This is a genomic window from Pseudoalteromonas sp. J010, assembly GCF_003934235.1.
Lineage (GTDB): Bacteria > Pseudomonadota > Gammaproteobacteria > Enterobacterales > Alteromonadaceae > Pseudoalteromonas > Pseudoalteromonas peptidolytica.
This window is the reverse complement of the sequence record NZ_RDBW01000002.1, coordinates 48,315-73,299: the sequence shown is the minus strand read 5'-3', so window position 1 is coordinate 73,299 and position 24,985 is coordinate 48,315. Positions and strand designations below refer to the sequence as shown.

15 protein-coding genes are annotated in these 24,985 nt (G+C 42.9%); 6 read left to right on the top strand and 9 right to left on the bottom strand.

Annotation, left to right across the window (positions count from 1 at the left end; all coding sequences use genetic code 11):
• Nucleotides 1–124: 124 nt before the first annotated feature.
• On the bottom strand, nt 125–1,126 hold the full coding sequence (locus tag EAG18_RS01825; protein WP_125250706.1) for a GGDEF domain-containing protein: 1,002 nt from the start codon (nt 1,124–1,126) through the stop codon (nt 125–127).
• A gap of 375 nt (nt 1,127–1,501) precedes the next feature.
• On the opposite strand from EAG18_RS01825, the gene EAG18_RS01820 reads away from it, so the two are divergent.
• On the top strand, nt 1,502–3,280 hold the full coding sequence (locus EAG18_RS01820) for a DUF885 domain-containing protein (RefSeq protein ID WP_125250705.1): 1,779 nt from the start codon (nt 1,502–1,504) through the stop codon (nt 3,278–3,280).
• A gap of 65 nt (nt 3,281–3,345) precedes the next feature.
• Here EAG18_RS01820 and mtnK read toward each other — a convergent pair whose 3' ends face one another.
• Nucleotides 3,346–4,548: an S-methyl-5-thioribose kinase gene (gene mtnK / locus EAG18_RS01815; RefSeq protein WP_125250704.1), complete on the bottom strand. Its 1,203-nt coding sequence runs from the start codon at nt 4,546–4,548 to the stop codon at nt 3,346–3,348.
• A gap of 119 nt (nt 4,549–4,667) precedes the next feature.
• Here mtnK and mtnA point away from each other — a divergent pair, with 119 nt between their 5' ends.
• The 3 genes from mtnA to EAG18_RS01800 all read left to right on the top strand — a co-directional run bounded on the left by mtnA (nt 4,668) and on the right by EAG18_RS01800 (nt 11,288).
• Entirely contained in the window at nt 4,668–5,690 is a 1,023-nt protein-coding gene (mtnA, locus tag EAG18_RS01810; protein WP_125250703.1) for an S-methyl-5-thioribose-1-phosphate isomerase, read from the top strand.
• Nucleotides 5,691–5,770: 80 nt separating this feature from the next.
• Nucleotides 5,771–7,714, top strand: a complete 1,944-nt coding sequence (locus EAG18_RS01805) for a S9 family peptidase (protein ID WP_125250702.1) — start codon at nt 5,771–5,773, stop codon at nt 7,712–7,714.
• A gap of 724 nt (nt 7,715–8,438) precedes the next feature.
• The gene (locus EAG18_RS01800) at nt 8,439–11,288 is read left to right on the top strand and encodes a pitrilysin family protein (RefSeq protein ID WP_125250701.1); all 2,850 of its coding nucleotides are present in this window, start codon (nt 8,439–8,441) and stop codon (nt 11,286–11,288) included.
• A gap of 175 nt (nt 11,289–11,463) precedes the next feature.
• Here the strand turns inward: EAG18_RS01800 and EAG18_RS01795 are convergent, their stop codons facing one another.
• The 5 genes from EAG18_RS01795 to EAG18_RS01775 form a co-directional block, all read right to left on the bottom strand.
• Nucleotides 11,464–13,602: a winged helix-turn-helix domain-containing protein gene (locus EAG18_RS01795; protein WP_125250700.1), complete on the bottom strand. Its 2,139-nt coding sequence runs from the start codon at nt 13,600–13,602 to the stop codon at nt 11,464–11,466.
• A complete protein-coding gene (locus tag EAG18_RS22295) occupies nt 13,548–13,814 on the bottom strand; it encodes a hypothetical protein (protein WP_125250699.1) in 267 nt (88 codons plus the stop codon). The genes EAG18_RS01795 and EAG18_RS22295 overlap by 55 nt, the downstream gene beginning before the upstream one ends.
• A 342-nt stretch (nt 13,815–14,156) precedes the next feature.
• A complete protein-coding gene (locus EAG18_RS01785; protein WP_125250698.1) occupies nt 14,157–14,699 on the bottom strand; it encodes a cupin domain-containing protein in 543 nt (180 codons plus the stop codon).
• Nucleotides 14,696–15,382: an acireductone synthase gene (mtnC, locus tag EAG18_RS01780; protein ID WP_125250697.1), complete on the bottom strand. Its 687-nt coding sequence runs from the start codon at nt 15,380–15,382 to the stop codon at nt 14,696–14,698. The genes EAG18_RS01785 and mtnC overlap by 4 nt, the downstream gene beginning before the upstream one ends.
• The gene (locus EAG18_RS01775) at nt 15,379–15,993 is read right to left on the bottom strand and encodes a methylthioribulose 1-phosphate dehydratase (protein ID WP_125250696.1); all 615 of its coding nucleotides are present in this window, start codon (nt 15,991–15,993) and stop codon (nt 15,379–15,381) included. Before EAG18_RS01775 ends, mtnC begins: the two co-directional genes overlap by 4 nt.
• Before the next feature lie 103 nt (nt 15,994–16,096).
• Between EAG18_RS01775 and EAG18_RS01770 the strand changes: the two genes are divergently transcribed.
• The gene (locus EAG18_RS01770; RefSeq protein ID WP_125250695.1) at nt 16,097–17,236 is read left to right on the top strand and encodes a methionine aminotransferase; all 1,140 of its coding nucleotides are present in this window, start codon (nt 16,097–16,099) and stop codon (nt 17,234–17,236) included.
• On the top strand, nt 17,224–17,994 hold the full coding sequence (locus tag EAG18_RS01765) for an amidohydrolase (protein ID WP_125250694.1): 771 nt from the start codon (nt 17,224–17,226) through the stop codon (nt 17,992–17,994). Before EAG18_RS01770 ends, EAG18_RS01765 begins: the two co-directional genes overlap by 13 nt.
• A 78-nt stretch (nt 17,995–18,072) precedes the next feature.
• Here EAG18_RS01765 and EAG18_RS01760 read toward each other — a convergent pair whose 3' ends face one another.
• The gene (locus tag EAG18_RS01760; protein ID WP_125250693.1) at nt 18,073–21,375 is read right to left on the bottom strand and encodes a methyl-accepting chemotaxis protein; all 3,303 of its coding nucleotides are present in this window, start codon (nt 21,373–21,375) and stop codon (nt 18,073–18,075) included.
• Nucleotides 21,376–21,557: 182 nt separating this feature from the next.
• Complete coding sequence (locus EAG18_RS01755; protein WP_125250692.1) at nt 21,558–24,896, bottom strand: amidohydrolase family protein; 3,339 nt, start codon at nt 24,894–24,896, stop codon at nt 21,558–21,560.
• Nucleotides 24,897–24,985 lie beyond the last annotated feature (89 nt).

Genomic DNA, 24,985 nt, shown 5'->3' with positions numbered 1-24,985 from the left:
TGCTAGCAACTAGGATTAGCGCGCCCTGTGTTGAGTTTGCTAGGTTTATAGCTTCAATACGGAAGTATTTTAAAATCGCGGAAGAACCGAGAGTTTGGCATTGCTATCCATGTTTTGTGTCGTGTTAGTGGCTTATATAGCAGTGCTGACCCAGAGATTGGGCTTTTTGCGCGGCAAAACTGGCACGTTTAGCCAAGATATTGAAGTCATGTTCAGGTGCAAGCTGTGCAATTCCCAGTGCCAAAGAGACGTTAGGCAATGGCATTTTGCCTTTGGTGCTGACAAACTTTAGGCGCTCCACGCCTTTGCGTACTTTTTCCGCGATTACACTGGCTGTGTCTAAGTCAACATCGGCGAGAATGATAGTAAATTCTTTTTTACCAGTGCGCCCCGGTAGGCCGCTTTCTACCACATAACGCTTAATATTATTCGCAACCCGATTAAGCACAACTTCACTGACCACATCGCCAAAACGAGTAGAAAACGCATCAAGATTATCAACTTGTATTGATAACGCGCACACAGACTTTTGCTGTGATTGCCACAGTGCCACTTTTTGATGAAGATAATGACGTTTATATAGCCCTGTTTGTGGGTCTAATAGGTGGTGCTTGCGCAAGTCTAAAAGTAATTGTTGGTTTCGTTCGTAATCTTGGCGCGCTTTTATTAACGCTTGTTTAAAGAGCTTGTGTTGTTTTAGCAATAGCTCGGTTTGCTTAGTAAGTGTAGAAAGTGCACGCTTACTTTTTTGAATGTTGTGTTCATCTAAATTATGAATACATTGACTCACCTGCTGTGCAAAGCGAATAATATGCTTCTGTGAGCTCTCGGTATTTTCATGGAGCTCAGTAACTAATGAATCTACGCCTTCAAGTAATTCAGACTGCACTTTTTGGCCAGGGTCTAAAAATTGATAGTAAAGTTGCTCGATTAGTACACAGTCAATCTTAGTATTGCTTTTGATGGCTTTAGCTAGGGTTTCATTAAGAGGCTTATTGGTAGCACTGATATAAGTATATGCAACCTGATAATTCAGAGGAGTAGGCGGCAAATGATGCTGCTCTAAAAATAGGCACACCTGTGTCATTTTTTCTTGGGCAACAGCCATGGGATCATGGAACATCATTTCATTTACCACAACAATTTATTATCAAACGTTAATGAACAACCACCAACTCCATCGGTATCACTCTTGTCCTAATTGCACTAGAGCTACATTAATCTGTATCGTTCGAATTGAAAAGCAAAAAGTTTGTCTACGAAATAGAAAATTTACATTTTTTTGTTGATTTGCTGATTTTATCAGCAATTTTTATTAGGTTGAGTGATTTGTATCCGATCTTAGTTCTTCGTGGTTTTGTCGAATTAAGTTGCATCTGTGGCCTGACTCTCCTAATTTGAACGCTCATAAGTTCGTTCTACCATAACAAATACTCAAAACAGCAGTTTTTAGCAGCGAAAGTGCAAGTATTGAGACATAACAAGTATCGAGGAAGTTAGCGTGTTATCACCAAAAATAAAACTGTGGGCTAAGCGTTCAAGCATTGCCATATGTCTGTCTGTTACTTTGTCTGGTTGTGCCATTACAGGTATTGATAAGAATGCTGAGTTTACTCAGTTAGCAGACGATGTGATGAAGTTTAGAAGTGATAACAACGCCTATGGACGTGGTGACGTCAACGCAGAGTTTTTGCTGCCAAACTTAAGCGCGCAACAGCTTAGTACACAATATCAACAACGACTCGATTTTCTCGCGCAATTAGATGATATTGATAAAACGCAGCTCAGTGAAGAAAACCAGATAAATATCACCATATTGCGTAATCAAATACAAAATAGTGTCGATGAATATCATTTTAACAGTCACTATATGCCACTAACTTCTGAATATGGTTTCCATTCTGGGCTGTCTTTTATGATTTCAAATCATAATTTTAAGAAACGTTCCGGTTATGAGCTATATCTTGCTCGTTTGCAGCAAGTTCCTCGCTATTTTCAGCAAAATATCCATTGGATGAAACAGGGCATGGCAATTGGTCTGACACAACCAAAGGCGGTGCTAGAAGGCTATGAAAGCTCTATTGAAGCATATATCGTAGATGAAGTGACTAAATCTGAATTCTATGCGCCTTTTAAGCACAATCAAGCAGGGTTGTCTGACTCTGAATTTAGTGCGTTACAGCAGCGCGCAAAGCATATCATCAAAGCAGATGTGATAAGTGCTTATCAAGACTACCTTGACTTTTTTATCAGCGAATATCGGCCTGCTGCTAGAACAACAATAGGTATTTCAGCCACTCCAAATGGTGAAGCCTTTTATGCCAATCGAGCCAAATACTACACAACCACAGATATGTCACCGCAGCAAATACATGAGTTGGGGTTAAAAGAAGTTGCCCGGATCCGTGCTGAAATGGAAAAAATCATCAACAGGGTTGGCTTTAAAGGTAGCTTTGCTGATTTTGTTCAATTTTTAAGAACAGATCCGCAATTTTATGCAAAAACGCCTGAAGCGTTATTAAAAGAAGCGGCGTATATTGCAAAAAAGATGGATGCGCAGTTACCTAAGCTCTTTCATACATTGCCACGTAAGCCATATGGCGTAGCGCCAGTTCCTGCGAGTATTGCACCAAAATACACAACAGGGCGTTACTCAGGTGCGCGCAGCGATACTGATGCTGGTTATTACTGGGTAAATACCTATGCTTTGGATAAGCGTCCTTTGTATGTGCTAGAGGCACTGACACTGCATGAAGCTGTGCCGGGGCATCACCTGCAGATCGCATTAAATGCAGAGTTAGACTATCTTCCCGAATATCGCCGCAACGAATATATTTCTGCATTTGGTGAAGGGTGGGGACTATATGCTGAATTTTTGGGAATTGAAGCCGGTTTTTATCAAGACCCATACAGTGACTTTGGCCGTTTAACTTACGAAATGTGGCGCGCCGCACGCTTGGTAGTTGATACTGGTATGCACATGTTTGGCTGGAGTCGTGAAAAAGCGATGAACTTTATGAAAGACAACACGGCTCTATCATTACATAATGTTAAAACAGAGACAGACCGTTATATCTCTTGGCCAGGGCAGGCATTGTCATACAAAATTGGTGAGCTAACCATTAAACGTTTACGCCGAAAGGCGGAAAAGGCACTGGGTGATCAATTCGATATTCGAGAATTTCACCATCAAATCTTACGTCATGGATCCGTTCCGTTATTTGTTTTAGAAGAGCAAATAGGTAAATATATCGAAACGACTATGGGTCAAGCGCAGTAAATGTTTAGCAGCCCAAAGTAGACGCTTTGGGCTGCCATTTGCGTTAGACCCTGCCTGATCTTTGATTAATTCACAAAGCTAATGATTAATTGATAAACATCTTCAGTGGTGTGACACTTATTGGCGTTTAATATCAGTTGTTCGCCTAGTTGTAGCGCTCGCTTTTGTACTTCAAGACGCGCAGCATCATCTTCAATGTCATCTATATCTGTGACATGCGCAAGGCCGATAGTGCGGCGGATCAACTCACAGCCACAATACCCAACCGCATCTTGCAGAACTTTTGTTAGAAAATACTCAGCATATCCTTCAGCTTGCAATGATAAATCACGAGTTTGCGTTTTTGCCAGCTTTAGCCAAGTTGCATAAAAGCCAGATAAGGTACTGGCAATACAATCCAGTAAGTATACCTGCATATTGCGACGCTTTGGCAGTGCTTCAATCCGTGCATGTTGGGCGCAATAATTCAGTAATAGGTTGCCAATAAATGAACCTAAATCAAATCCGATTGGGCCGAAAAAGCCAAATTCTGGATCGATAAGCTTAGTTTGCTCAGCACTTACAAAGATACTTCCGGTATGAACATCTCCATGAAGCAAGGTTTCTGGGGCGTTTAAGAATTGTGCTTTGAGTTTGGCAATTTCTATCAGTAGTGCTTTGTTATGACGCAGTGCATTGACTGAGGTTTGTAAAGCGCTGGGAAAATGGTTCCGCTCGGTATCACGGTATGGGTCATCAAAAAATAAATCTTCAGTGATGGCACATAACTCTGGGTTGGTAAACTCAGTGACTAAGGCTTTTTTCTCGCTAGGTTCAAGATAAAAACTAGAAAAGTAGAAGCTGGTTTTCGCCAAGTATGTTGCGATGTCTTGGCTAAGCTGTGGGAAAGTATGCGCTTGATTTAGCTCGCCACGTAAAATGTGTAACTGACCTAAGTCTTCTAATATGGTTACGGCTAACTCTGAATTGTGGTGTAAGACTTTGGCAGTGGTAGTTGGGCAAATCTCACCGTGGCGGCGTAGCACGCTAGCTTCTATCCTTGCTCTGTCCAATGTTAATGGCCAGCTTTCTCCTACACAGCGAGCATATGGTAAGGCTTGTTTAACGATGATGCTATTGCGCTGAGTATCTTGGACGCGAAATACCAAATTTAAATTACCATCACCAAACTCATAGCAAGATAAGGTTTCACCTTCTGCAAAAAAGTGTCCCAAGTGAGTGACATAATCAATCACTTTTTCAGCATCAAACGCAACATAACCTGACATGTTTTTGAACCTTGATAATATTTGTTTATAGCATTCTATATTTTTAAATGTTTAGATGTCTATACTTCTTTAGATCTTGATGTAAAATGTTCGGGGTAGTGTTAACAGAGCGCAATGTTATGAAAACTTTAATTGCACGCAGCCTTAAATTTGAAGCCGGGGTTGTAAAAGTACTAGATCAATATTTACTGCCACATCAGCAGGTATGGCATGAGTGTCGAGATGTCGCGACCATGAGCGATTTGATCCTGACACTTAAGGTTCGTGGTGCGCCGCTCATAGGCTTAGCGGCAAGTCTATTAGTTGCATATCTTAGTGAGCAAGGTGAAGATAAAGTTACGATCGCCCATGCCATTAATACACTAGAGGCAACGCGCCCAACAGCAGTAAATTTAATGCACGCAATGGCTAAATTACGTAGCGTACTGGATAAACCTGACTGGCAAACACAATTGGTGACAACAGCAGAGCAGCTGTTTGAAGAAGATGCAGCACTGTGCGATCGGATGGCAACGATAGGCGCTACTTTGGTGAATGCTGGTGATAATATTTTAACGCATTGCAATACCGGGGCATTGGCTACCGCAGGTGTTGGAACAGCGCTGGGTGTGATACACCATGCGGCAAAACAACATCGCAATATTCACGTCTGGGTTGATGAAACAAGACCTTTACTCCAAGGCGGTAGGCTAACGGCATTTGAGTTACAAGCATGGCAAATTCCATATACACTCATTTGTGACAATATGGCGGCGAGTTTAATGGCTGCGGGTAAAGTAGATAAGATTTTCGTTGGTGCGGATCGCATCGCAGCTAATGGTGATGTTGCTAATAAAGTAGGTACATATAACCTCGCGGTATTAGCACATTTTCATCAGATCCCTTTTTATGTTGTGGCACCAGTTACCACGGTAGACAGCCGATGCTTAAGTGGCGGACAGATCCCAATTGAACAACGAGAAAGAGCAGAGGTGACGGGAGTAAGTGGCAGTTTTGGTCACTGCCAATGGGCGCCGGATAATGCTGAGGTATACAACCCGGCATTTGATGTTACTCCGGCAAGCTTAATTACCGGTTGGGTGTTAGATACCGGGCTGTATTCTGCTAGTGATGTTGAAAGTGGGGTCTTTTCACAAGGTTAACGCTTGTAAGTGTTTGTTACTCAAGTCACTCTATTGCTACACTGTACCCGTTTAATTTTGAATGGAGGTAGTGAATTAGGATGAAAAAGTTTCTGATATTGGCTGTTGGTTTACTCGCGACACAGGCGCTCGCAAAATCAGTAGTCCCACTTGAACACTTTAGTAAAGGCAGTGAATTTTCTGATGTACAAATATCGCCCAATGGCGAATATCTGAGCTTCATTACAAAGCGGGAGGGGAAAAACACACTTGGCTTTTTGCAGCTAGATAAATTTAAGCTGCTCCATGCTGTTCGGTTTGACGACAACGCGCAAATAGGTCGATATGAGTGGGTTAATGACAATAGAGTGGTGCTTGAAAAACAGTACATCCGTGGCTGGAAAGATCACCCAGAATATCATGGTGAATTATTTGGCGTGAATGCAGACGGCAGCCGTGGTAAATACTTGGTAGGGTATCAAGGAGAAGGCCAAACAGGGTCGCGACTGCGTAAAGCAACCCCCCTTTACGGGACATCTTATATTCTTGACCCATTGGTTAATGACGAAGATAAGATGTTGATTGTGACTTACCCCTGGAGTGGTTCCAAAGAGCCGGTAACACGAGTGTATGAAGTGAATGTTCATACCGGTGTTAGACGCAAAGTTACGGCCTCACCAAGAAAAATGGGGAGTTTCTTAACAGATCATCATGGCGAAGTTCGTGCTGTCGTGACACAAGATGATGATGGGTACTCATCAGTGTACACTCGCACAGCAAAACAGTCAGATTGGGTTGAGCTAAAACTTGCTGACGAGTTAGACGATTTTTGGATGCATGGGTTTGATAAAACGGGTAAATCTGTTTATCTATCAGCATCTAAAAATGGTGAGCCGAAAGCGTTTTATCAGTTAAACTTAGAAAGTAAAGCGCTAACACATATTTTCCAAGATAAAGAAGTTGACCCAACTAAGGTGTGGGTTGACCCGCTTGATAAATCTCCTTTTGCGATAGAACTAGATCCAGGCTATCCGACGTACGCATTTATTGATGATAATGCTAACTGGAGTCAGCGTTTGAAATCATTGGTGGCATCGATCCCAGGTAATCAAATTCGTATTGTTAGTAGTACCAGAGATGGCGAGCAAGTCGTGGTATTTGCAAGTAGCGATACCAATCCTGGAGATTATTATTTATATAATAGCAAAGAGAATAAGATGCGTTATCTGGCATCTGCTAGGCAATGGATAGCACCTGCAAAAATGTCCAACATGGAAGCCATCGCATTTACCAGCCGTGACGGACTGACCATTAATGGTTATCTGACTACACCACTTGGAAAAGAGAAAAAGAACTTGCCTCTGATAGTTATGCCGCATGGTGGCCCTCATGGCCCAAGGGACTTCTGGCAATTTGATCCTGAAGTGCAAATGTTGGCAAGTCGCGGTATCGCAGTGTTACAGGTGAATTTTAGAGGCTCGGGTGGTTATGGTGAAGCATTTGAGAGACTAGGTTATCAGAAGTGGGGTAAAGAAATTCAATACGACATCATTGATGGAACCAAAGATCTAATCGCAAAGGGCATCGTAGACGACCAACGGATCTGTATTATGGGGGCAAGTTTTGGCGGTTATTCTGCATTGCAAAGCGCAATATTAGAACCTGACTTATTCCAATGCGCAGTCGGTGTTGTTGGTGTATACGATTTACCACTGATGTTTGAAGAAGGTGACGTAGCTCAGCGCAGCTCAGGGGTTGCATATTTAGAGCGTGTACTCGGGACTGACGAAAAACAGCTAAAGGCGTTTTCGCCAAGTTACAACGCAGATAAGCTAAAAGTTCCCGTGCTTATTGTTCATGGTGGTGAAGACCAACGGGCACCTATCGAGCAGGCTGAGTCTATCATTGATGCTTTAAAAGAAGCGAAAGTACCGCATCAATATTACTTGCTGGAAGATGAGGGTCATGGGTTTTACAAACCAGAACATCGCTTGAAGTACTACCAAAAAGTGCTGGCATTTTTGGAGCAACCGCTGAAGCTGTAGACAACAAAGAATCTAATAAAAGCCTGATACCAATTTGACTTAATACTTGCTCAATTTGAAGGAGTAAATCTGACGCTAACAGCGTTAAAAATTTCTCATTTAGAACAACTAAATAGCAAAATTTTTGTCTAGTTATCGACAAGATTTTCTCGCCTCAAAATAGACCACTTAATTAAGCAAATTGGTATGACTTTGATACTGTATTGAAGTCAGGCTTTTTTATGGCCTTATGTATATTCGACTCAGGTTTATGCCAATTTGCCTTAATGCTTGTTCGATTAGACAAAACAAATTTTTGTCTTGCCTACTGGAGATAGATACCTCGGTGTGAGCGGGACGCGGAAGCGGTGTTATCGACAAGGTTTGCTCGCTTCAACATAGACCACTTAATAAAGATAATTGGTATAAACCAAGCTATTGTAACTGCCCACACTTCACGCATTACTAATAGACATTGATTGCTAAAGACGACTTAGCCACTTGCGCTAACATTACACCCAGATACTGCTTGTAAAAGCCTCGAAATAACGAAAAGCCCGTGTGGAATATTTCTATAATAATTTTAAACTATTGATTATATTGCTAATAAAATAAAAATGAATTCATGATAACTTCATAAGCGACTCACCGAGCAGAGATAGTTAATCTTGTCGTCAACAGCAGGGGACAGCCTGCGAGCTCCTCTAAACAGATAAAATAATAAAGTTGATGTAAGGATTTTCTTATGCTTTTAAACAAAGTAGCAATGGCAGTAATTATGACTGCAACATTAAATGGCTGTAGTCAGTTTCAATCGTCTGAAAGCGAACAATATGCAGGTGCAGAATTTGTTGAACAAAAGCATATTGAACGCGGTGATATTGGTATCGCATATGAAAAGTTTGAATTAGAAAATGGCCTAACCGTTATTCTACATGAAGACCACTCTGATCCATTAGTGCATGTTGATGTGACTTATCATGTTGGCTCTGCACGAGAAGAGCTGGGTAAGTCAGGGTTTGCTCATTTATTTGAACACATGATGTTTCAAGGCTCAAAACATGTGGCAGATGAAGAACATATTAAAATGGTGACTGAAGCGGGTGGAAAGCTAAATGCCACAACGAATTTAGATAGAACTAACTACTTCCAAACCGTCCCTGTAAATCAGTTGGAGAAGATGCTGTGGTTAGAGTCAGACCGTATGGGGTTTTTTGCTCAAGGTATTACTCAAGAAAAGTTTGAAGTTCAGCGTGCTGCGGTAAAAAATGAACGCATGATGCGTTATGACAATGTGCCTTATGGGCAGGGTACCGAAAAGTCGCATCAAGCTCTGTATGGCTATGGGCATCCTTATTCTTGGATGCCAATTGGATATATGTCGGATCTAAATAGAGCTGATGCCAACGATTTAAAAGCCTTCTTTAAACGTTGGTATGGCCCAAATAACGCGACCCTAACGATTGGTGGAGCAATTAGTCGCGATGACGTGTTGCCATTGGTACAAAAATACTTTGGTTCAATACCACGAGGCGAGGCCGTGACCAGCGCTGCAAAACAGCCAGGTACATTGAGTGAAACTCGTTTTGTGTCGTACGAAGATAATGTGTCACTGCCAATGATCAGAAAAACCTATCCGACGGCCTATATGGGGCACCAAGATGAAGCCGCATTAGATGCGCTAGGTTATTTTATTGGCCAAGGTGAGAGTTCGATGCTGCGTCAGAAATTAGTTGATACTCAGCAAGCTGTTCATGCAAGCTCTACGCATAAGTGTTTTGAATTATCTTGTCAGATGATTATTATCGCACTGCCACACCCTGTAAGTGGTAAAACGTTGACGGCGCTAAACCAAGATATTGAAACCTTAGTGAGTGACTACATTGAAAATGACCTGACTCAAAATGACATTGAGCTATTTATTACCAAACGAGAAGCAGAAATTGTTAGGGCGCTGCAAAGTGTGCAAGGTAAAGTGTCAATGCTTGCCGAATTTGAGACTTTCCATAACAGTCCTGACTACTTGCGTCAGCAGCTAGCGAGTATCAGAGCGCTGAAAGTAGATGATATTAAGCGAGTATATGCTCAATATGTTGCTAACAAACCGCATACTGTTCTCAGCATTGTACCTAAAGGTAAGCCGGAGACAGTGGCGCAACCGGACAACTATACACCAACATTTTTCGAACCAGCAGGCACTGAAACGGCAAAAGCTGAGGTAGAGTTACCTATTATCGTAGATACTTTTGACCGTAGTATAAAGCCTACCTCTGGTGCTGCAAAAACGATTACGTTACCCAAGCTTTGGAAAACAAAAACGATGAATGGTATTGAAGTGTTAGGTGCAGAAGATGCTGAAACGCCTACTACAACCTTACTATTGCAAATTCCAGCAGGTCGCTTATATGACCCAGAGCAATTACCAGGTGTTGCATTATTAACGGTTGAAATGCTAACAGAAGCGACAACTCAACATACAAAATCAGAACTCGCTCAGCAGTTAGCTAAACTCGGTGCGGAAATATCATTTGATGCTAAGCCTGAGCATATTGAAATTGAGGTGTCGACTTTAACGAAGAATCTAACGCAAACATTAGCGGTGTTGGCTGAGAAGTTATTGCAGCCTAAATTTGCTGAATCAGATTTTGATCGAGTGAAAGGCCTTGTCATGGAGTACAGTAAAACAGAGCGAGATAGTGCTGACTTTTTAGCGGATAGTGCATTAAATGAAGTGATGTATGCAAAAGGAAACTACAGTAAACCTTGGTTACCTACTGTTGACGAGCTTGCAAAGCTAGAGCTTACCGATATTAAATCCTATTACGCCAAGCAAGTTCGCCCGCAAGGTAGTAAATTGTCGGTAGTATCTGATATGGCGCAGCCTAAACTCATTGCGGCATTGGAAGGTGCACTATCTAAGTGGCAGGGTAAAGGTGAGCTTACTATGGTTGAGGCAACACCTGCGCAGTTAGACAGCAATACGATTTACCTTGTACACAAAGAAAATGCACCTCAGGCGCAGATCAGGGTGGCAACGCATACTGTGGCTGCAGACTTATCAGGTGAGCATTTTAAAAGTCAAATTATGAACTTTGCATTCTCAAATAGTTTTAACAGCCGTATTACGCAAAACTTGCGAGAAGATAAAGGCTTCACCTATGGTATCCGTGGCACTTTCTCAGGAAATCGAGACACAGGACATTATGTGATTTCTTCTGGAATTAATGCTGAAAATGTGGCAGATGCACTAAACGAAATTCAACATGAATTAAAATTGGTTAGTACATCGGGACTGACAGACAAAGAAGTGGAGTTTACAAAAAATGCCATTGCCCAGCGAGATGCACTGAAATATGAAACACCAGCTGCGAAATTAAGTTTCTTTGCAATGATGCACGCACATAATGTTGATTCAAGTATTGTAGAAACACAGGCTAACATTATCGAAAAGGTGACTAAAAAAGAACTAAATCAATTAGCTGCTAAGCACCTTGCACCAACAAATATGACTTACATTGTAGTGGGGGATGCGCCTTCATTGACAACGCAACTAGAAGCTAAGGGCTTTAAAGTGAAAACATTAACCGTTCAATAAGTTAACCAAATTGATCCCAACCGTGGCGAGCACTCTGTGCTCGCCATTTTTTTTACTCGACTTTTGACAAATAAGCGCATATCTAAGTTGTATTTTCGCTAGTTACTAGGAGGATGGCAAACACGTGGTAATTGAGTACCAATACGATGCCATCTATTATTTGTGCTGGCATGCCCTAGCGTTGATATAACTTAATTTCATTATGGTATCGAGAGATGTAAGAAATCAGCAGTTTGTTACCATGTGCATCTAAATAGTAGATGCTAGAGTCGGCATTGACTACGGACTTTATATCCAGAACGGTTTCAAGGGTGTTATCGTCATTAAGCTTAAATACAGACTGTCGATTATAAAGGTATATATCACCGTTAGCTGCCGTTATCATGGGTCTGACCTTTTCACCTTTCAAGTTATGGTGCAGGGCTTCACCCGATATTAACGGGGTGACTTCGGTGGTTACAACGTTCAATAGTGCGATGTCTCTATTGCTCGATAGCGTGACGAGCTGGGTATCGTCATACCAGTCAATACCGACAATATTGCGAGCAGGAAGAGTTGTGCTCTTTTGATCTCTGATAGAGATCACTTCAATTATCTTATCATCCGTTATTTCATGGGCGCGCAGCTGTGCCACTCGATTATTGTGTAGGCGGGTGTCACCATTTTTTTCGTTATCTGGCATCGTATATAGTATATTGAGCGAGCCTAAAGCTCTTACTTGGGCGACTTTATTCACTGTCTGCTTAACCAATATTTGCTGCTCGGCAGGATCGGAGTCAATGATTGAATATCCAGCACTCAGTTGTGTGATAGGGCTATATCTATGATGTTGGTCGATTCGAATTACAGTATATGACTCGGTGTCCTTAAAGACCGAATCCGTGTAGGCAAACTCTCCTTCTCCAAGGTAGGCCATAATCACTTCGTAGATCTTGGGTTTAGCAAAAGTTGTTGACTCGCCCGTTTTTAAATCAATGACATAACTATCATGATCATAGCCATAAGTCGTCATGAGTAGCTGGCTCTTTGACATCGGCAAAACGTAAGATGTTGGCTCTACTGCTACCCTAACAGGTGGTAGCTCAGTTAAAGTTTGCATTGAATAACGCTTTATTTCGCTGCTGTCATGGTCAAACCACAACACTGTTTTTTGCTTAGGATCCCAATTTGCAGCCCATAACAAATGTGGATATTCAGCTAATTTCAAGGTTTTATGGCCATTGAGTGTGGTGACTAATAGCTCAACCTTATCACCAATGTTACGTGTAAAAATCAACTGTTGTGTGTCGGGGATGATTGCAAGCAGGCGATCACCAAAACCATGATTGCTGGGTGTCGTGATCCGAGTTTCTTTTTGTGTATTAAGGTCATAACGATAAATGGCTCCGAGGCTAGGTATCCCTAAATAACCCCGTCGGCTATACACTATTTGTGCTTGGCCGAAATCAAATATTGCGTTGATAGCGCCGCCAGAGCATGGGAATAAAGCTTGATCGCGGTTAACGGTGTTTGGAGATAGGCGATGTTTGCGATATTCGCATACCGGTTGCTCTGAGTCGCGCTCGGCTTGGTGTAGATAATAAATCCAATTACTGTCAGCGGACCACCCTAAAATGGAACTGTTTATCGGTATGCTTAGCGCCTTCTCATGTTGGGTGGTGAGATCCATCAGTCTTATCTCTCCTAGTGTATTCGCTTCATTGGTCGCGGATTTAAAGCTATAGGCGAGGTAGCGCTGATCTGGAGAGTTGTATAATTTGCCATGATGGCCTCGATACCACGAGAGTATTTGATTGTTAAATGTTGCAGCTTGTGGTGGCTGACGGTTACGCTCAGTAGTTTGACGGGGCATTTCTACATACAGGGTGATGGCAATAGCTGCCAAGACAAAACAGGTAAACGCAATAAGATAATATTTATAAGGCTTTGATGCTTTGCTTTTTTTGCAAACAGCGGTCTCTGCTTCAGGGGGCAACTCCGCTGCATCTGCTAGCGGTACAGTAAAGCTATAGCCTTTTCGGTAGTGCGTTTTAATCACTGGTTTCGGTTGCAGATCAGAAGCCAGCTGCTTTCTTAGCTCGAATATGACACGGTTAATTGTATTATCATCAACAAAGCTAAGATGCCATACGTTTTGCGCAAGCTCTTGGCGAGTAATGATCCGGTTTTGATTTTGAATAAAATACATCAGTGCTTTGAAAAGTAATGGTTCTAGCTCTTTACTTTCTTGGGCATTACTGATGGTTTGCGTGGCTGTATTCAGTTGCCAGCATCCAATATCAATATAGTTCGGGTGTGTTGTTTCGAGATCCATGAAAATACCAAATTAGTGACCAGTAATATCAATTTGTTTGGGGTCTGTTGACCTTTGCTGTTTGATTTTTGTTCCTCTGAGTGTGTCTTGTTCACTGCGCTCGACTTGCCGCCAAGTAATCTAAGTAAAAGTTGGGCAACAATGAACAACGCGCACTCAGGTAAATCCAAAACGCTGAGCTCTATTAGCACTTCTGCTGCGTTGCTCAACATAGGAGTAGGGTAAGGTGACTTTGTAGTAGCACATAGTCTTTATCGCCTGATTCACATAGACACACTATGCTACGTAGGCACTACCTTGTATAAATACCACTCAAACTATTGCAACAACAAACTTGAAAGGTACACAGATCCTAATGCCGATATTATCAAAGATTTTAAAATAATATTCAGCAGTTATTACTTATATCTTTGGGAATTAACCGCTGCAAGAGTTAGTTACGGTTAAAAAAGCAGTGATATTGTTGAGGCAAGTACTTTAGTGGTTGGGGTTTAATGTAAGGAAGTAACCTAGACTCAGCAGTTGCTTCCTTGCTCCGGGTTTTCAGTTTGGGATCAATCAAGTAGTGGAAATTGCTTTGCAATCTCAGAGCCGGTACTGCTTGCTACCCATCCCTCTTGATTATTGAATAGGCGAATTGCCGTAAACTCTGGATCACTGCCCATATCGAACCAGTGTGGTGTGTTTTCTGGCACTGAGATAAGGTCGCCCTGCTGGCACAGTACTTGGTATACCTTGTTGTTTAAGTGCAGGCAAAATAACCCTTGTCCTTTAACAAAAAAGCGCACTTCGTCTTCACTATGAGTATGCTCAAAAAGAAACTTTTGTCGTAACTCTGGGGCGCTTGGGTTGCCCTTTGCAAGTGAAATGACGTCAACAGTTTGATAGCCACCCTGCGCCTTTAGCCTTTCAACATCGTGTTGATAGGCATCAATAATCTCGGTTTGCGACATGTCCGAGTGGATGTCTTTTGTGGCCTGCCACTGTTCAAAGCGCACGCCTTGCTCTGCAAGTAAAGATGCGATTGTGTTTGCATCCTGCACTTGCTGTAGCGCTTGGTTTGGGTTGTTTGCGGAGAAAATGGTGAGTTGACTCATGAAAATGCCCCTTCATCAAAATGATCAAAATTTGATATGACTGGATGCTCTGCTGATGTTGATTGAGCATCTCTAAATAGCTGCAACGTCTTCATACCTGCTGCCTTTGCAGCATCCAGTTCTGCGACAATATCGCTTAAAAAGAGAATATGCTCTGCCTCGTACGGCAAGGTGGCAATAATGTTCAGGTATGCTGAAACTTCCTGCTTAGCGCCCACTTTAGTATCAAAATAATCGCTGAAAAGTGCACGGATGTCACCGTAGTCAGAGTGTGCAAACAGGAGCTGTTGGGCTTTTACTGAGCCTGAGGAGTATACATATAAGCTTCGGCCATTAGCTTTTTGTTGGGTCAAAAACTGGTAGGCGTCTTCATACAGGTGTCCGGTAAAGTCACCATTTTTATAACCAAACTGCCAAACAAGACCTTGTAGTTGTTTTAATGGCGTGATTTTCTTATCAGCCGCAATCCATTCAAGCAGTGCTGTGATCACGGTATCAATATCGGCGTTAGCATTATCCAACTCCGCTCTTACGGCACTAATTTGCTCGGCAACGTCGACGTCGTGTTGATGGTCGCGAATAAATTGTGGTAAATGCGCCGTGGCATACGGGAATAGTATCTCTTTGACAAAAGAGATGCGGGTAATGGTTCCTTCGATATCCGTTAGTATTGCTTTGATCATTGGCGCCCCTCCAATTTTATGCGTTCTAGTTCGCAGGCAAACAAAAATTCTAGGCCTTCAATATGGCGACGGGCTTCTTGTACTGATTGTCCAACTGCATACAATCCATGCCCTCGTATTAATACACCATGTCTTATCGGTGTAGTCTGATGACGTTGAGCCACGTGTTGTGCCAGTCGCTCGATGTCCTGGTCGTTGTCAAAAATAGCAATAGATAAGGTTTCTTCATGCGATTGAATACCGGACAGTGACTTTTGCATTTCATAACCGCAGATCTGTAGTTGCTCGCCTTTTATGTAGCGTGATAATACTGTCGCAGCGACTGAGTGAGTATGCAGAATACACTGTGCGTGGTCGCATAGTGCATATAACTTAAGGTGCAAAGCCGTCTCGGCGGAAGGTTTACCACTGCCCGCAACTATGGCACCCTCAGAGTTTAATTCTAAAAATTGTTCAGGGGTTAATTTGCCTTTATCAAAGCCGCTGGCCGTGACAACAAAGCCAGAGTCTGTTTTGATAGAAAAATTACCACCAGTCGCGGGAACCCAGCCTTGCTGAGCAACCCAAGCTCCTGCTTCGATAAGCGCGAGTTTTGCGGCTTGTGTGTGCATATCTTACACCTATAAATTAAATGCGTTTGGACGGCTATACATCTATTTTGAGCAATGATAGCATCCACTCATGATTAGCACCATAAGAAAGAGAGTGTTGCCAGTGAAAAGTAAGTTACCTGAAGTCGGGATCAGTATATTTAGCCAAATGACGGCATTAGCTAATGAGCATGGTGCAATTAACTTATCTCAGGGCTTTCCTGAGTTTGATGCACCTGATTATCTGAAGTCACAGCTGAATCATTATGTTCATGCAGGTCAGAACCAATATGCGCCTTCGGCTGGAATACCAAACCTGCAAGCGCAAGTCGCAGCATTAATTGCACGTCGTTATCAGGTGAATGTGTCAGGGCAAGAGCAAGTCACGGTGACGTCAGGGGCGACTGAGGCATTGTTTGTGGCTATTCAGGCTATTGTATCAAAAGGAGATGAAGTCATCGTATTTGACCCAGCTTATGACTCTTATGAGCCTGCGATAGAACTGGCTGGAGGTAAAGCAGTACACATTGCGTTAACTGCGCCGAATTACCAAATTGATTGGCAGCAAGTCGCCGCGAGTATCACTGCCAAGACTCGCGCTATTATTATTAACACTCCTCATAACCCTTCCGCAAAAACCCTAAAAAGCGACGATTTAGCACAGTTGAAGCAATTACTAGAGCAGCATGATCTCCTACTTATTAGTGATGAGGTATATGAGCACATCACGTTTGATGGCTTTGCTCACCGAAGTGTGCTGTCGGATCCTGAGCTATTTGCACGTGCCTTTGTGGTTTCCAGCTTTGGTAAAACGTTCCACAGCACAGGCTGGAAAATGGGCTACTGTGTGGCGCCAAAACAGATGGCTATGGAGTTTAGAAAGATCCACCAGTATGTAACGTTTTCGAGCTTTACTCCAGCACAGCTTGCGCTAGCAGACATGTTAGCTGAGCAGCCTGAACATGTTGATGAATTAAGTGCATTTTACCAACACAAGCGAGACGTGCTCGTTAACGCATTGGCATCGAGTCGATTTGAGTTGTTACCAAGTGAAGGCACTTATTTCTTATYGTTGGACTACAGTGCCATTTCTGAACTTGATGATGTTGCATTTTGTCGCTATTTGGTGACCGAGGTGGGGGTTGCAGCTGTACCTCTTAGTGTGTTTTATCAGCAAGCGCCTAAAGACAAAGTGATTAGATTATGCTTTGCTAAGGAAAACCAGACATTAGAAGAGGCTGCAAAACGTTTATGTCAACTTTAACCGTTTCTCTTGTTCAAACAGATATCCAATGGCTGTCGCCAGAAGCTAACTTTGCCCAGATAGAACAGTTACTCGAAGGTCTGGAGGACAGTGATTTAATCTTGCTACCAGAAACGTTTGCTACTGGGTTTGCGGTAAAAGAGCAGGGTGTTGAGCATCATGCTGAAGCAGCCATCGCGTTTTTACAGCAGTGTGCTCAGCGTTTTCAGGCTGTGGTGGCTGCTAGTATATTGATTCCGCATGAAGAGAAAAAAGCCAATCGTATGGTGTGGTGCCAGCCAAATGGAGAGATATGCCACTATGACAAAAGGCACTTATTCTGTTTAGGCAATGAGGGGGATTTTGTGGTGGCTGGGAAGTGCCGTGAAGTGTTCGAATTAAACGGAGTTAAATTTTTACCGCAGATCTGCTATGACTTGCGTTTTCCTGTTTTTCAACGCAACCACAATGATTATGACGTGATGATTAATATCGCGAATTGGCCCGCAGCACGGCGCTCGCACTGGGATACTTTGCTCGCAGCTAGAGCTATTGAAAATCAATGCTTTGTTCTGGCAGTAAATCGAGTCGGTCAGGACGGTTATGGGACCGAGCATGATGGCGGTACCAAGGTTATTGATTTTAATGGTAATACCCTTGACTCTGTTGCTGATGAAAGATCTGGGGTTATTACTGTTCTGATAGATACAAATAAACTAGCTGAATACAAAAGCCGTTTTCCAGCGTATCTGGATGCCGACGCATTTGCTTTGACGTAATGCTGCCACTGGTTTAAAGCAAAGCGAAGATCAGACGCTTCACCCAGCCATGCTGGGTGAATTCGTCACAAACTGCTACTATGAGGCATTGTATTGGTGCACCAATAGCTCTCCATCCTCACGCTCTGCACGGTATTCATCTTTTGATAGGTGGAAGTAGCTCAATTGTGTACGCATTTCATGGGCTTGTTCAGCCATTTGCCGAGCCGCAGCCATGGTTTCTTCCGTTATCGCTGAATTTTCTTGAATAAGGTCAGTTAATCGCTGAACCACTAAATCAACCTCTTTTATGGCCTGCTGCTGCATCGAAGTCGACTCATTAATCTTAATGATATTATGATTAACATCACTCACTGCGCCTACTATTTGCTCCAGTTTTTCTCCTGAATCGTTGGCAAGCTCTGTGCCTTGCTCTACTTTTTGGTTGCTGTTGGCAATGATTTCTTTTATCTGTTTTGCCGATGCTGCACTTCTACCAGCCAATTCTCTCACTTCATTTGCGACAACAGCAAACCCTCTGCCATTTTCACCTGCACGAGCCGCTTCTACCGCAGCATTTAATGCAAGTAAGTTGGTTTGAAATGCTAAGCCATCAATAACAGAAACAATTTCATTGATGTCTTTACTGGCTTTATTTACTTCGTTGATTGCTGCGACGGTTTGAGACGACAGGCTCCCCCCTTCTTTTGCAATATTTTCTGCATTTCTTGCAAGGGTTACGGCATCTCCAGATTGATTCGAAACTTTTGTCAGTTCGTCTAACATATTGCCCGTACTGGCGCTCGCCTCCTCTAAGTTTGCGGCTTGCTCTTCGGTACGTTGACTAATCTCTGTATTGCTTGCCGCTATCTCACCTGCACTTTGGGCAACATAATTGGCTGCGGTTTGGATCCCTTCAATTACGCTCGTCAGCTTCTGTATAGTGGTATTCGTATCGTGTTGCAATGCGGCAAACACACCAAGATAATCTCCCTCGACTTTATTGCTTAAGTCTCCCTTAGCAATATTGGCCAACACGCTGCTCACCTCGGTAATTGCATCAGAGATTTGTTGTGTTGAGTCATTTACGTCGTCCTTAAGCTGCTGCAATTGCCCTTGTAGCGGTAGCGCTATTTTTTGGCTAAAGTCACCTTCAGACATCGCTCCCATCACGCTACCCAACTCTTCGACTACTTGATTGAGGTTATTTACAGAGCGGTTTATGTCGGTTTTCAGGTTGTCTAGTTGACCAGACATTCCAGACTGAATCGTTCTGTCGAAGCGGCCATGACTGATGGCCATCATTACGGTCGATATTTCAGATATAGCGACATCGACAGAGGTAATTGAGGCGTTAATGTCATCTTTGAGCTGCGCAAGCTGTCCTGTCGCTGCCACATTCACTTGTCGCTTAAAATCACCATTACTGACCCCTGCCATCACGGTGCCTATCTCTTTCATCACCTTGTCTAAGTTTGCCATGCTGGAGTTGATATCTTGTTTGAGCGTATCGAGTTGCCCTGCTAAAGGTGCATCTAGCTGAACTGAAAAGTCGCCTTGTTTCATTGCTGACATGATATTACTTATCCCGTCAATTGCGCTGCTTAAACTCTGTACCGAGTTGTTCACTGCATCCTTAAGCTGCGCTAATTTTCCTTTTGCCGGAACTGTCACTTTTTCTTTAAAGTTACCTTGTTCAATATTTGTCATTACATGGACAATTCCGCTCATGGTTGAGTTAATGGATGAGAGGGAGTCGTTGATATTATGTTTGAGCTTTTCCAAATCACCAGACATGGGGACGCTTAGCTTGGTATCGAAGCGACCCTGCGCCATATCAATAGAAATGTCATTGAGTTCTGAGATTGCGCGGTTTAATGTATTGGCGCAGTGATTCGTTGCTTCTTTGAGTGTTTCTAATTCGCCTCGGCATGGCACTTTAATTCGGTCGTCAAATTTACCAGAAGCCATTTGGTTCATCACACGATTAGCCTCTGTAATGGAGAGTTGTAACGCATCTAGCAAAGAATTAAACGCCTGTGCACTTAACCCTATTTCATCAACACTATGAACTGGGGCTCGAAGAGAAAAGTTACCTTCTTGCTCGACAGATTTCATCGTATCAACCAGCTCACGAACAGGTTTGGTAAGTGTTTTGGAAAACCAGTATGCGACAAACAGCACCAGAATTATCGTGATGGCGAGTATGAGTGTAAGATATTGAGACAGCGAAGTGATTGAAGAAAAGGCTTCTGTTTCATCGATTTCGGCAAGTAATGCCCAGCGTGTATTAAATATATCAACGGGCGTGAAGGCAGAGAGTACCTTTTCGCCATTGTAGTCTTCAATGATTTGCTGTCCAGACTGATTTTTCAATGCTTGTGAAACGGCAACAGTGTCGACTTTTCCTCGCTCTGGATAGCGAAAAGAATTGACCACTGAATGATGCTCTGGATCTAAAAAAGAGTCGGAGCGCATCAGCCCTTCAGGGCCTACTAAGTAAGTTTCGCCACTGTCACCTAGACCTTCACGCTCAGTCATGATGGCGTTAATTGCATCAATGGATAGTTGAATCGCTATAATCGCAACGATTTGACCATCCATTACTATAGGTTTACCGATAAAGCTAGCTGGGGCGTTATAGGAAGGTAAATACTGGCTGTAATCAGCAAAAGCGCTGACGCTCGGGTCTGTTACTTGTTTCAACTCTTGGTATAGAGTAGCTAAGTTGCTGTTTGAGTAAGGCCCAGTTTCAAGAGAGGTCGCAAAGTCCACTTCCTTAAATACAGAATAAACAATGTTGCCACTATTAGGGTCAATAATGAAAATGTCATAAAATTCATTGATCTCAGCAACGTTCAGTAAGTAGGGATGATAGCTACGGTGGGCTAGGTCATAGTCGTCCAAGTGGCCCGTTTCGATAAATTTATGCTTTTCACCAATCGGGTAGGGGTTATCTGCTAAATATCTAGTTTGCAATGCAAGCCCAGTGCCTGAGAGGTTGTCTATCAAGTTTGTGGTAGCAATACCAGAGGAGTTGCTTTGGTTAAATTTAGGAACAAATACGTCGTCATAGAAACGGCTCAATTTCGTGCTATTTTGACCGCTTTCCTGAGCTGTAAAGCTGGTTACAAATTCCTGCGCCATAATGGGGATCAAAGGATTTGCAGTAAACGCATCGAGTTTATTCTCAACAGTATCAAAGTAGCGTAAGACTGCGCTTTTCTTTATTTCACTAACCGCACCAAGTTGCGAGTATATCTGTGCTGTCATCGCATTCGATGCCGAGTTCAGGGCAATAGAAATAATCACGATTAGTGGCACCAGCGCAACAACTAAGAAAGCAAAGATGAGTTTCTTGGTTAGATTAAGCGAGCGAAAGAATTGTGAAAATCCAGACATAACCTAATTCCCTGTTGTGATAGAGGTATCTATAACAGCATAGAACAGTATTGGTTAAGATCTAGGCAAAATATAAAAAAGCCCAGTGAGTAAATCACCGGGCTATTCTAGGTATCAAATAACCAGAGCGCTAAACAATAAGTAGGCTCATTTTTTATTCAAACCACTAACCAAATAGGGCGTTAGTGTTTCCAGTGATAAGTATGCGCTTTTTCTTCCATATACTCGGCAGTGGCAGGGTGCATCTGTGTTTGTGAGCCACTTTCAAAGAAGAAAGGTTGGCGCTGCTTGTCATAGTTACCGACTTCGTTCATGGTAGCAGCATCATAGATACGGCCATTGATTACGGTATAAGCGACTTTTTCTGAGTCACGAATGTTTGACAGCACGTCACCATCAATAATCGCTAAGTCTGCCAATTTACCTTGCTCAATGGTGCCAAGGTCATGATCCATACCAAGGTATCTTGCGCCGTCAATGGTACCACTTCTCAGTGCCTGCCACGGTGTGAAGCCCCCTTGTGCCATAGACCATAGTTCCCAGTGTGCAGCTAAGCCCTCTCTTTGACCGTGAGCACCTATGTGTACAGTCACCCCTTTGTCGCGGAGTTGCTTGGCTGTTTTGGCAACATTGATATGATTGTAATGGCGCTCCGGTGCCTTTCCTGAACGGATAGCTCTTGGTTTGACAATATATTCAGGCACAAAACTCATTAGGCGTTCGTTTTCCCAAACATTGGTATGCTCATACCAATATTCCTCACCTGAGATACCGCCATAGGCAACAACAAATGTTGGTGTAAAGCCAACGTTTGTTTGCCCCCACATTTGTTCAATATCAGAGTAAATATTAGGAACCGGTAACGCGTGCTCGACACCAGTATGACCATCCACAATCATGTTCATATTGTGCTGGAACTTGGAGCCGCCCTCAGGTACTACCATGATTTCCATGTTTTTTGCAGCTTCTAACACTTGTTGGCGAGTTTCGCGGCGAGGGTGGTTATAGCTTTTAACAGAGATAGCACCGGCATCTTTTAAGCGTTTAACATGAAACTGTGCATCTTCTAAATTGCTAATTGGTGTTTTGTAGCCTGGTGCATGTCCAGCATACAAAATACGACCAACGGAATAGGTTCGAGGTGCCACGGTTAAACCTGCTCGTTGCAACTCGGCCATAGAGAATACTTCTGACGAGTCATTTGAGGGGTCATGGATAGTTGTTACGCCAAAACTTAAGTTGGAGTATTGGTTCCAGTTCTGTTGAGGCTGTAAATTACGACTTCCATAACTGCCATGTGCGTGCGCATCAATTAAGCCAGGGATAACTGTTTTACCACTGATATCCATAACCTTTGCTGTGCTAGGGAGCTCTACCTCGCTGCGTTTACCAACGGCTACAATGCGGTTTTCTTTGATTAAAACCACCCCATCTTCGATGACCTCTTGCTCTTTTTCGGCATTACGCATGGTAACTACTTTACCACCTACTAGCGCAAGTATACCCTCAGGCTTATCTGCTGGATGCGTAAAACTTAAATCAATCCCCTCTGCGGTGAGCTCATCTAGCTGATTTGAAGCACCATCAATAAATGCAAATGTGTCAGTAAGCTTACGATGGTAAAGTGTCGGGCCGAATGCCCAAGTTAGTGCGCTGCTATCAGCTTTCCAGTTTAAGAAATCGCCGGAATACTTTGATACTTGCTTTACCGGGAAAGCCTTTTCACCTTTATTAATTGATAAGGTTTTACCTGTACTAGTGAATGGCGCAACGAATGTATTGAAGTGCTCGATAAATGCAACGTAGTTACCGTCGGGTGACACTTTAAAGTCAAAGACATAATCTCCTTTAAAGTGGCTGCGCATTTCTTGGCCATTTAAATTAACACTTTTTAATTCTCTATGAGTTTCATCACTCATCATCGAAAAATAAATACGCTCAGGATCAGCACCAAAGTGAGGGTTGTCACCATGCTTGGTAACGAGCTTAGCTTCACCGCCAGATGTGTCAACTAGGTAGATCCCTGGGTGCATTGACCAATCACCATTGAGTAAGTAGCCCCCAGTGACTTTTTTAAATAGTACTTGTTTGCCATTCGCAGAGAAGCTTGCTGAGATATAGTGTCCTGGCTCTTGAGTGATCACTTTACCTTTACCACCGGTTGCAGAAACGACTCTTACGTCACCAAGCGCTTTATCATTCCAAGTTGTGTATACGATTGATTTACCATCGCGTGAATAACTTGGGTAGAACTCAAAGTGATCGGTTTGTTTGGTTAGACGCTTAATCTCACCTGACTCAATATCTTTCACATAAAGATAACCAAGCGCTTGAAAAAGGACGGTCTCACCATCTGGAGAGAGTTGTGACCAGCGAGCAAGCTTAACTTTGAAAGTATCTGGTGCAACATCGACAGCAAAGCGAAGTGCTGGAGTCATTTGTTTTTCAGCAATGACTCTGGTTGGGATCACTTGTGCTTCTTTTGAATCAATATCTACACGGTGGAATACACCTTTAGCCCAAAATACCAGAGACTTGCCATCAGGTGTGTAGGCAAATGAAGGGGTATTACCGTGTGCGCCATTGGCTTCTTGCAAGTCACGATCGAGCCCTGAGTAAATACGCGTTTCAATACCTGAGTGCAAATTCTTTGTATAAAGTGCGCTGACCATTTCATCGCCATTGTCTTCACGTTTTACAAAAGCGATTGAATTACCATCAGGGCTGACGGTTGGGCGAATCGCACCACCGGCACCGCTAATCACGGTTTCTTCTTCACCTGTCGCTAAGTCCCAGCTGCGGATCTCAAAAACAGGTTTAAGTGCATTTTTATTGTATTCCCAACGCACTCCCGATGTTGCATCTACCGAGTAATAGATTTTTTTACCATCGTGAGAAAAGGTTGGCTCAGCAACGTTCTTCTGTGATTTAGCGCCATGCAAGCGCTCGCGTACTAATACGCCTTTACCACCGCTAATATGATACATGCGGATTGAACCACCGGGGATAGTTCGGCCCGTTACTTGACCTTGTTTTACGGCAATGTACTGGCCATCTGGCGACCATGCTGGGTTGTGAACAATATTGTTCACTTCTGTAGATACTTGACGTAGATTTTGACCATCAACATCCATTACCCATAAATTGTCGCCACCGGCACGGTCGGAGATAAACGCTATCCTTTTGCCATCAGGTGAGAATTTTGGTTGGATGTTCCAGCCAATATCTGCGGTGAGCGCAGTGGCCTTTCCACCGCTTATGGGCATGATATACAGATCGCCAAGCATATCAAAAACAATATGTTTACCATCTGGACTCACATCCAGATTACTCCATGTTGTTTCATTGGTATCAATGGTAATCGTTTGTTTATCACCAGGAGGGTTAAGTACGTCCCAGCCTTTCGTTGATTTTTCTTCGGTAGGTGTCGCGGCAACTTTATCATCAGCGATAGTTGGCTGGCTAAACCCGATAACAGCAGCACTAATCGCTGCGGCTATTGGCGACTTAAAAAAAGACATAGATGTTCCCTTTATTTTATCGTTTTTGTTTAAGACAAGTCAGCCACTGACTTGTCTTAGTACATAGTGGTTTATATCGATTGGCATTT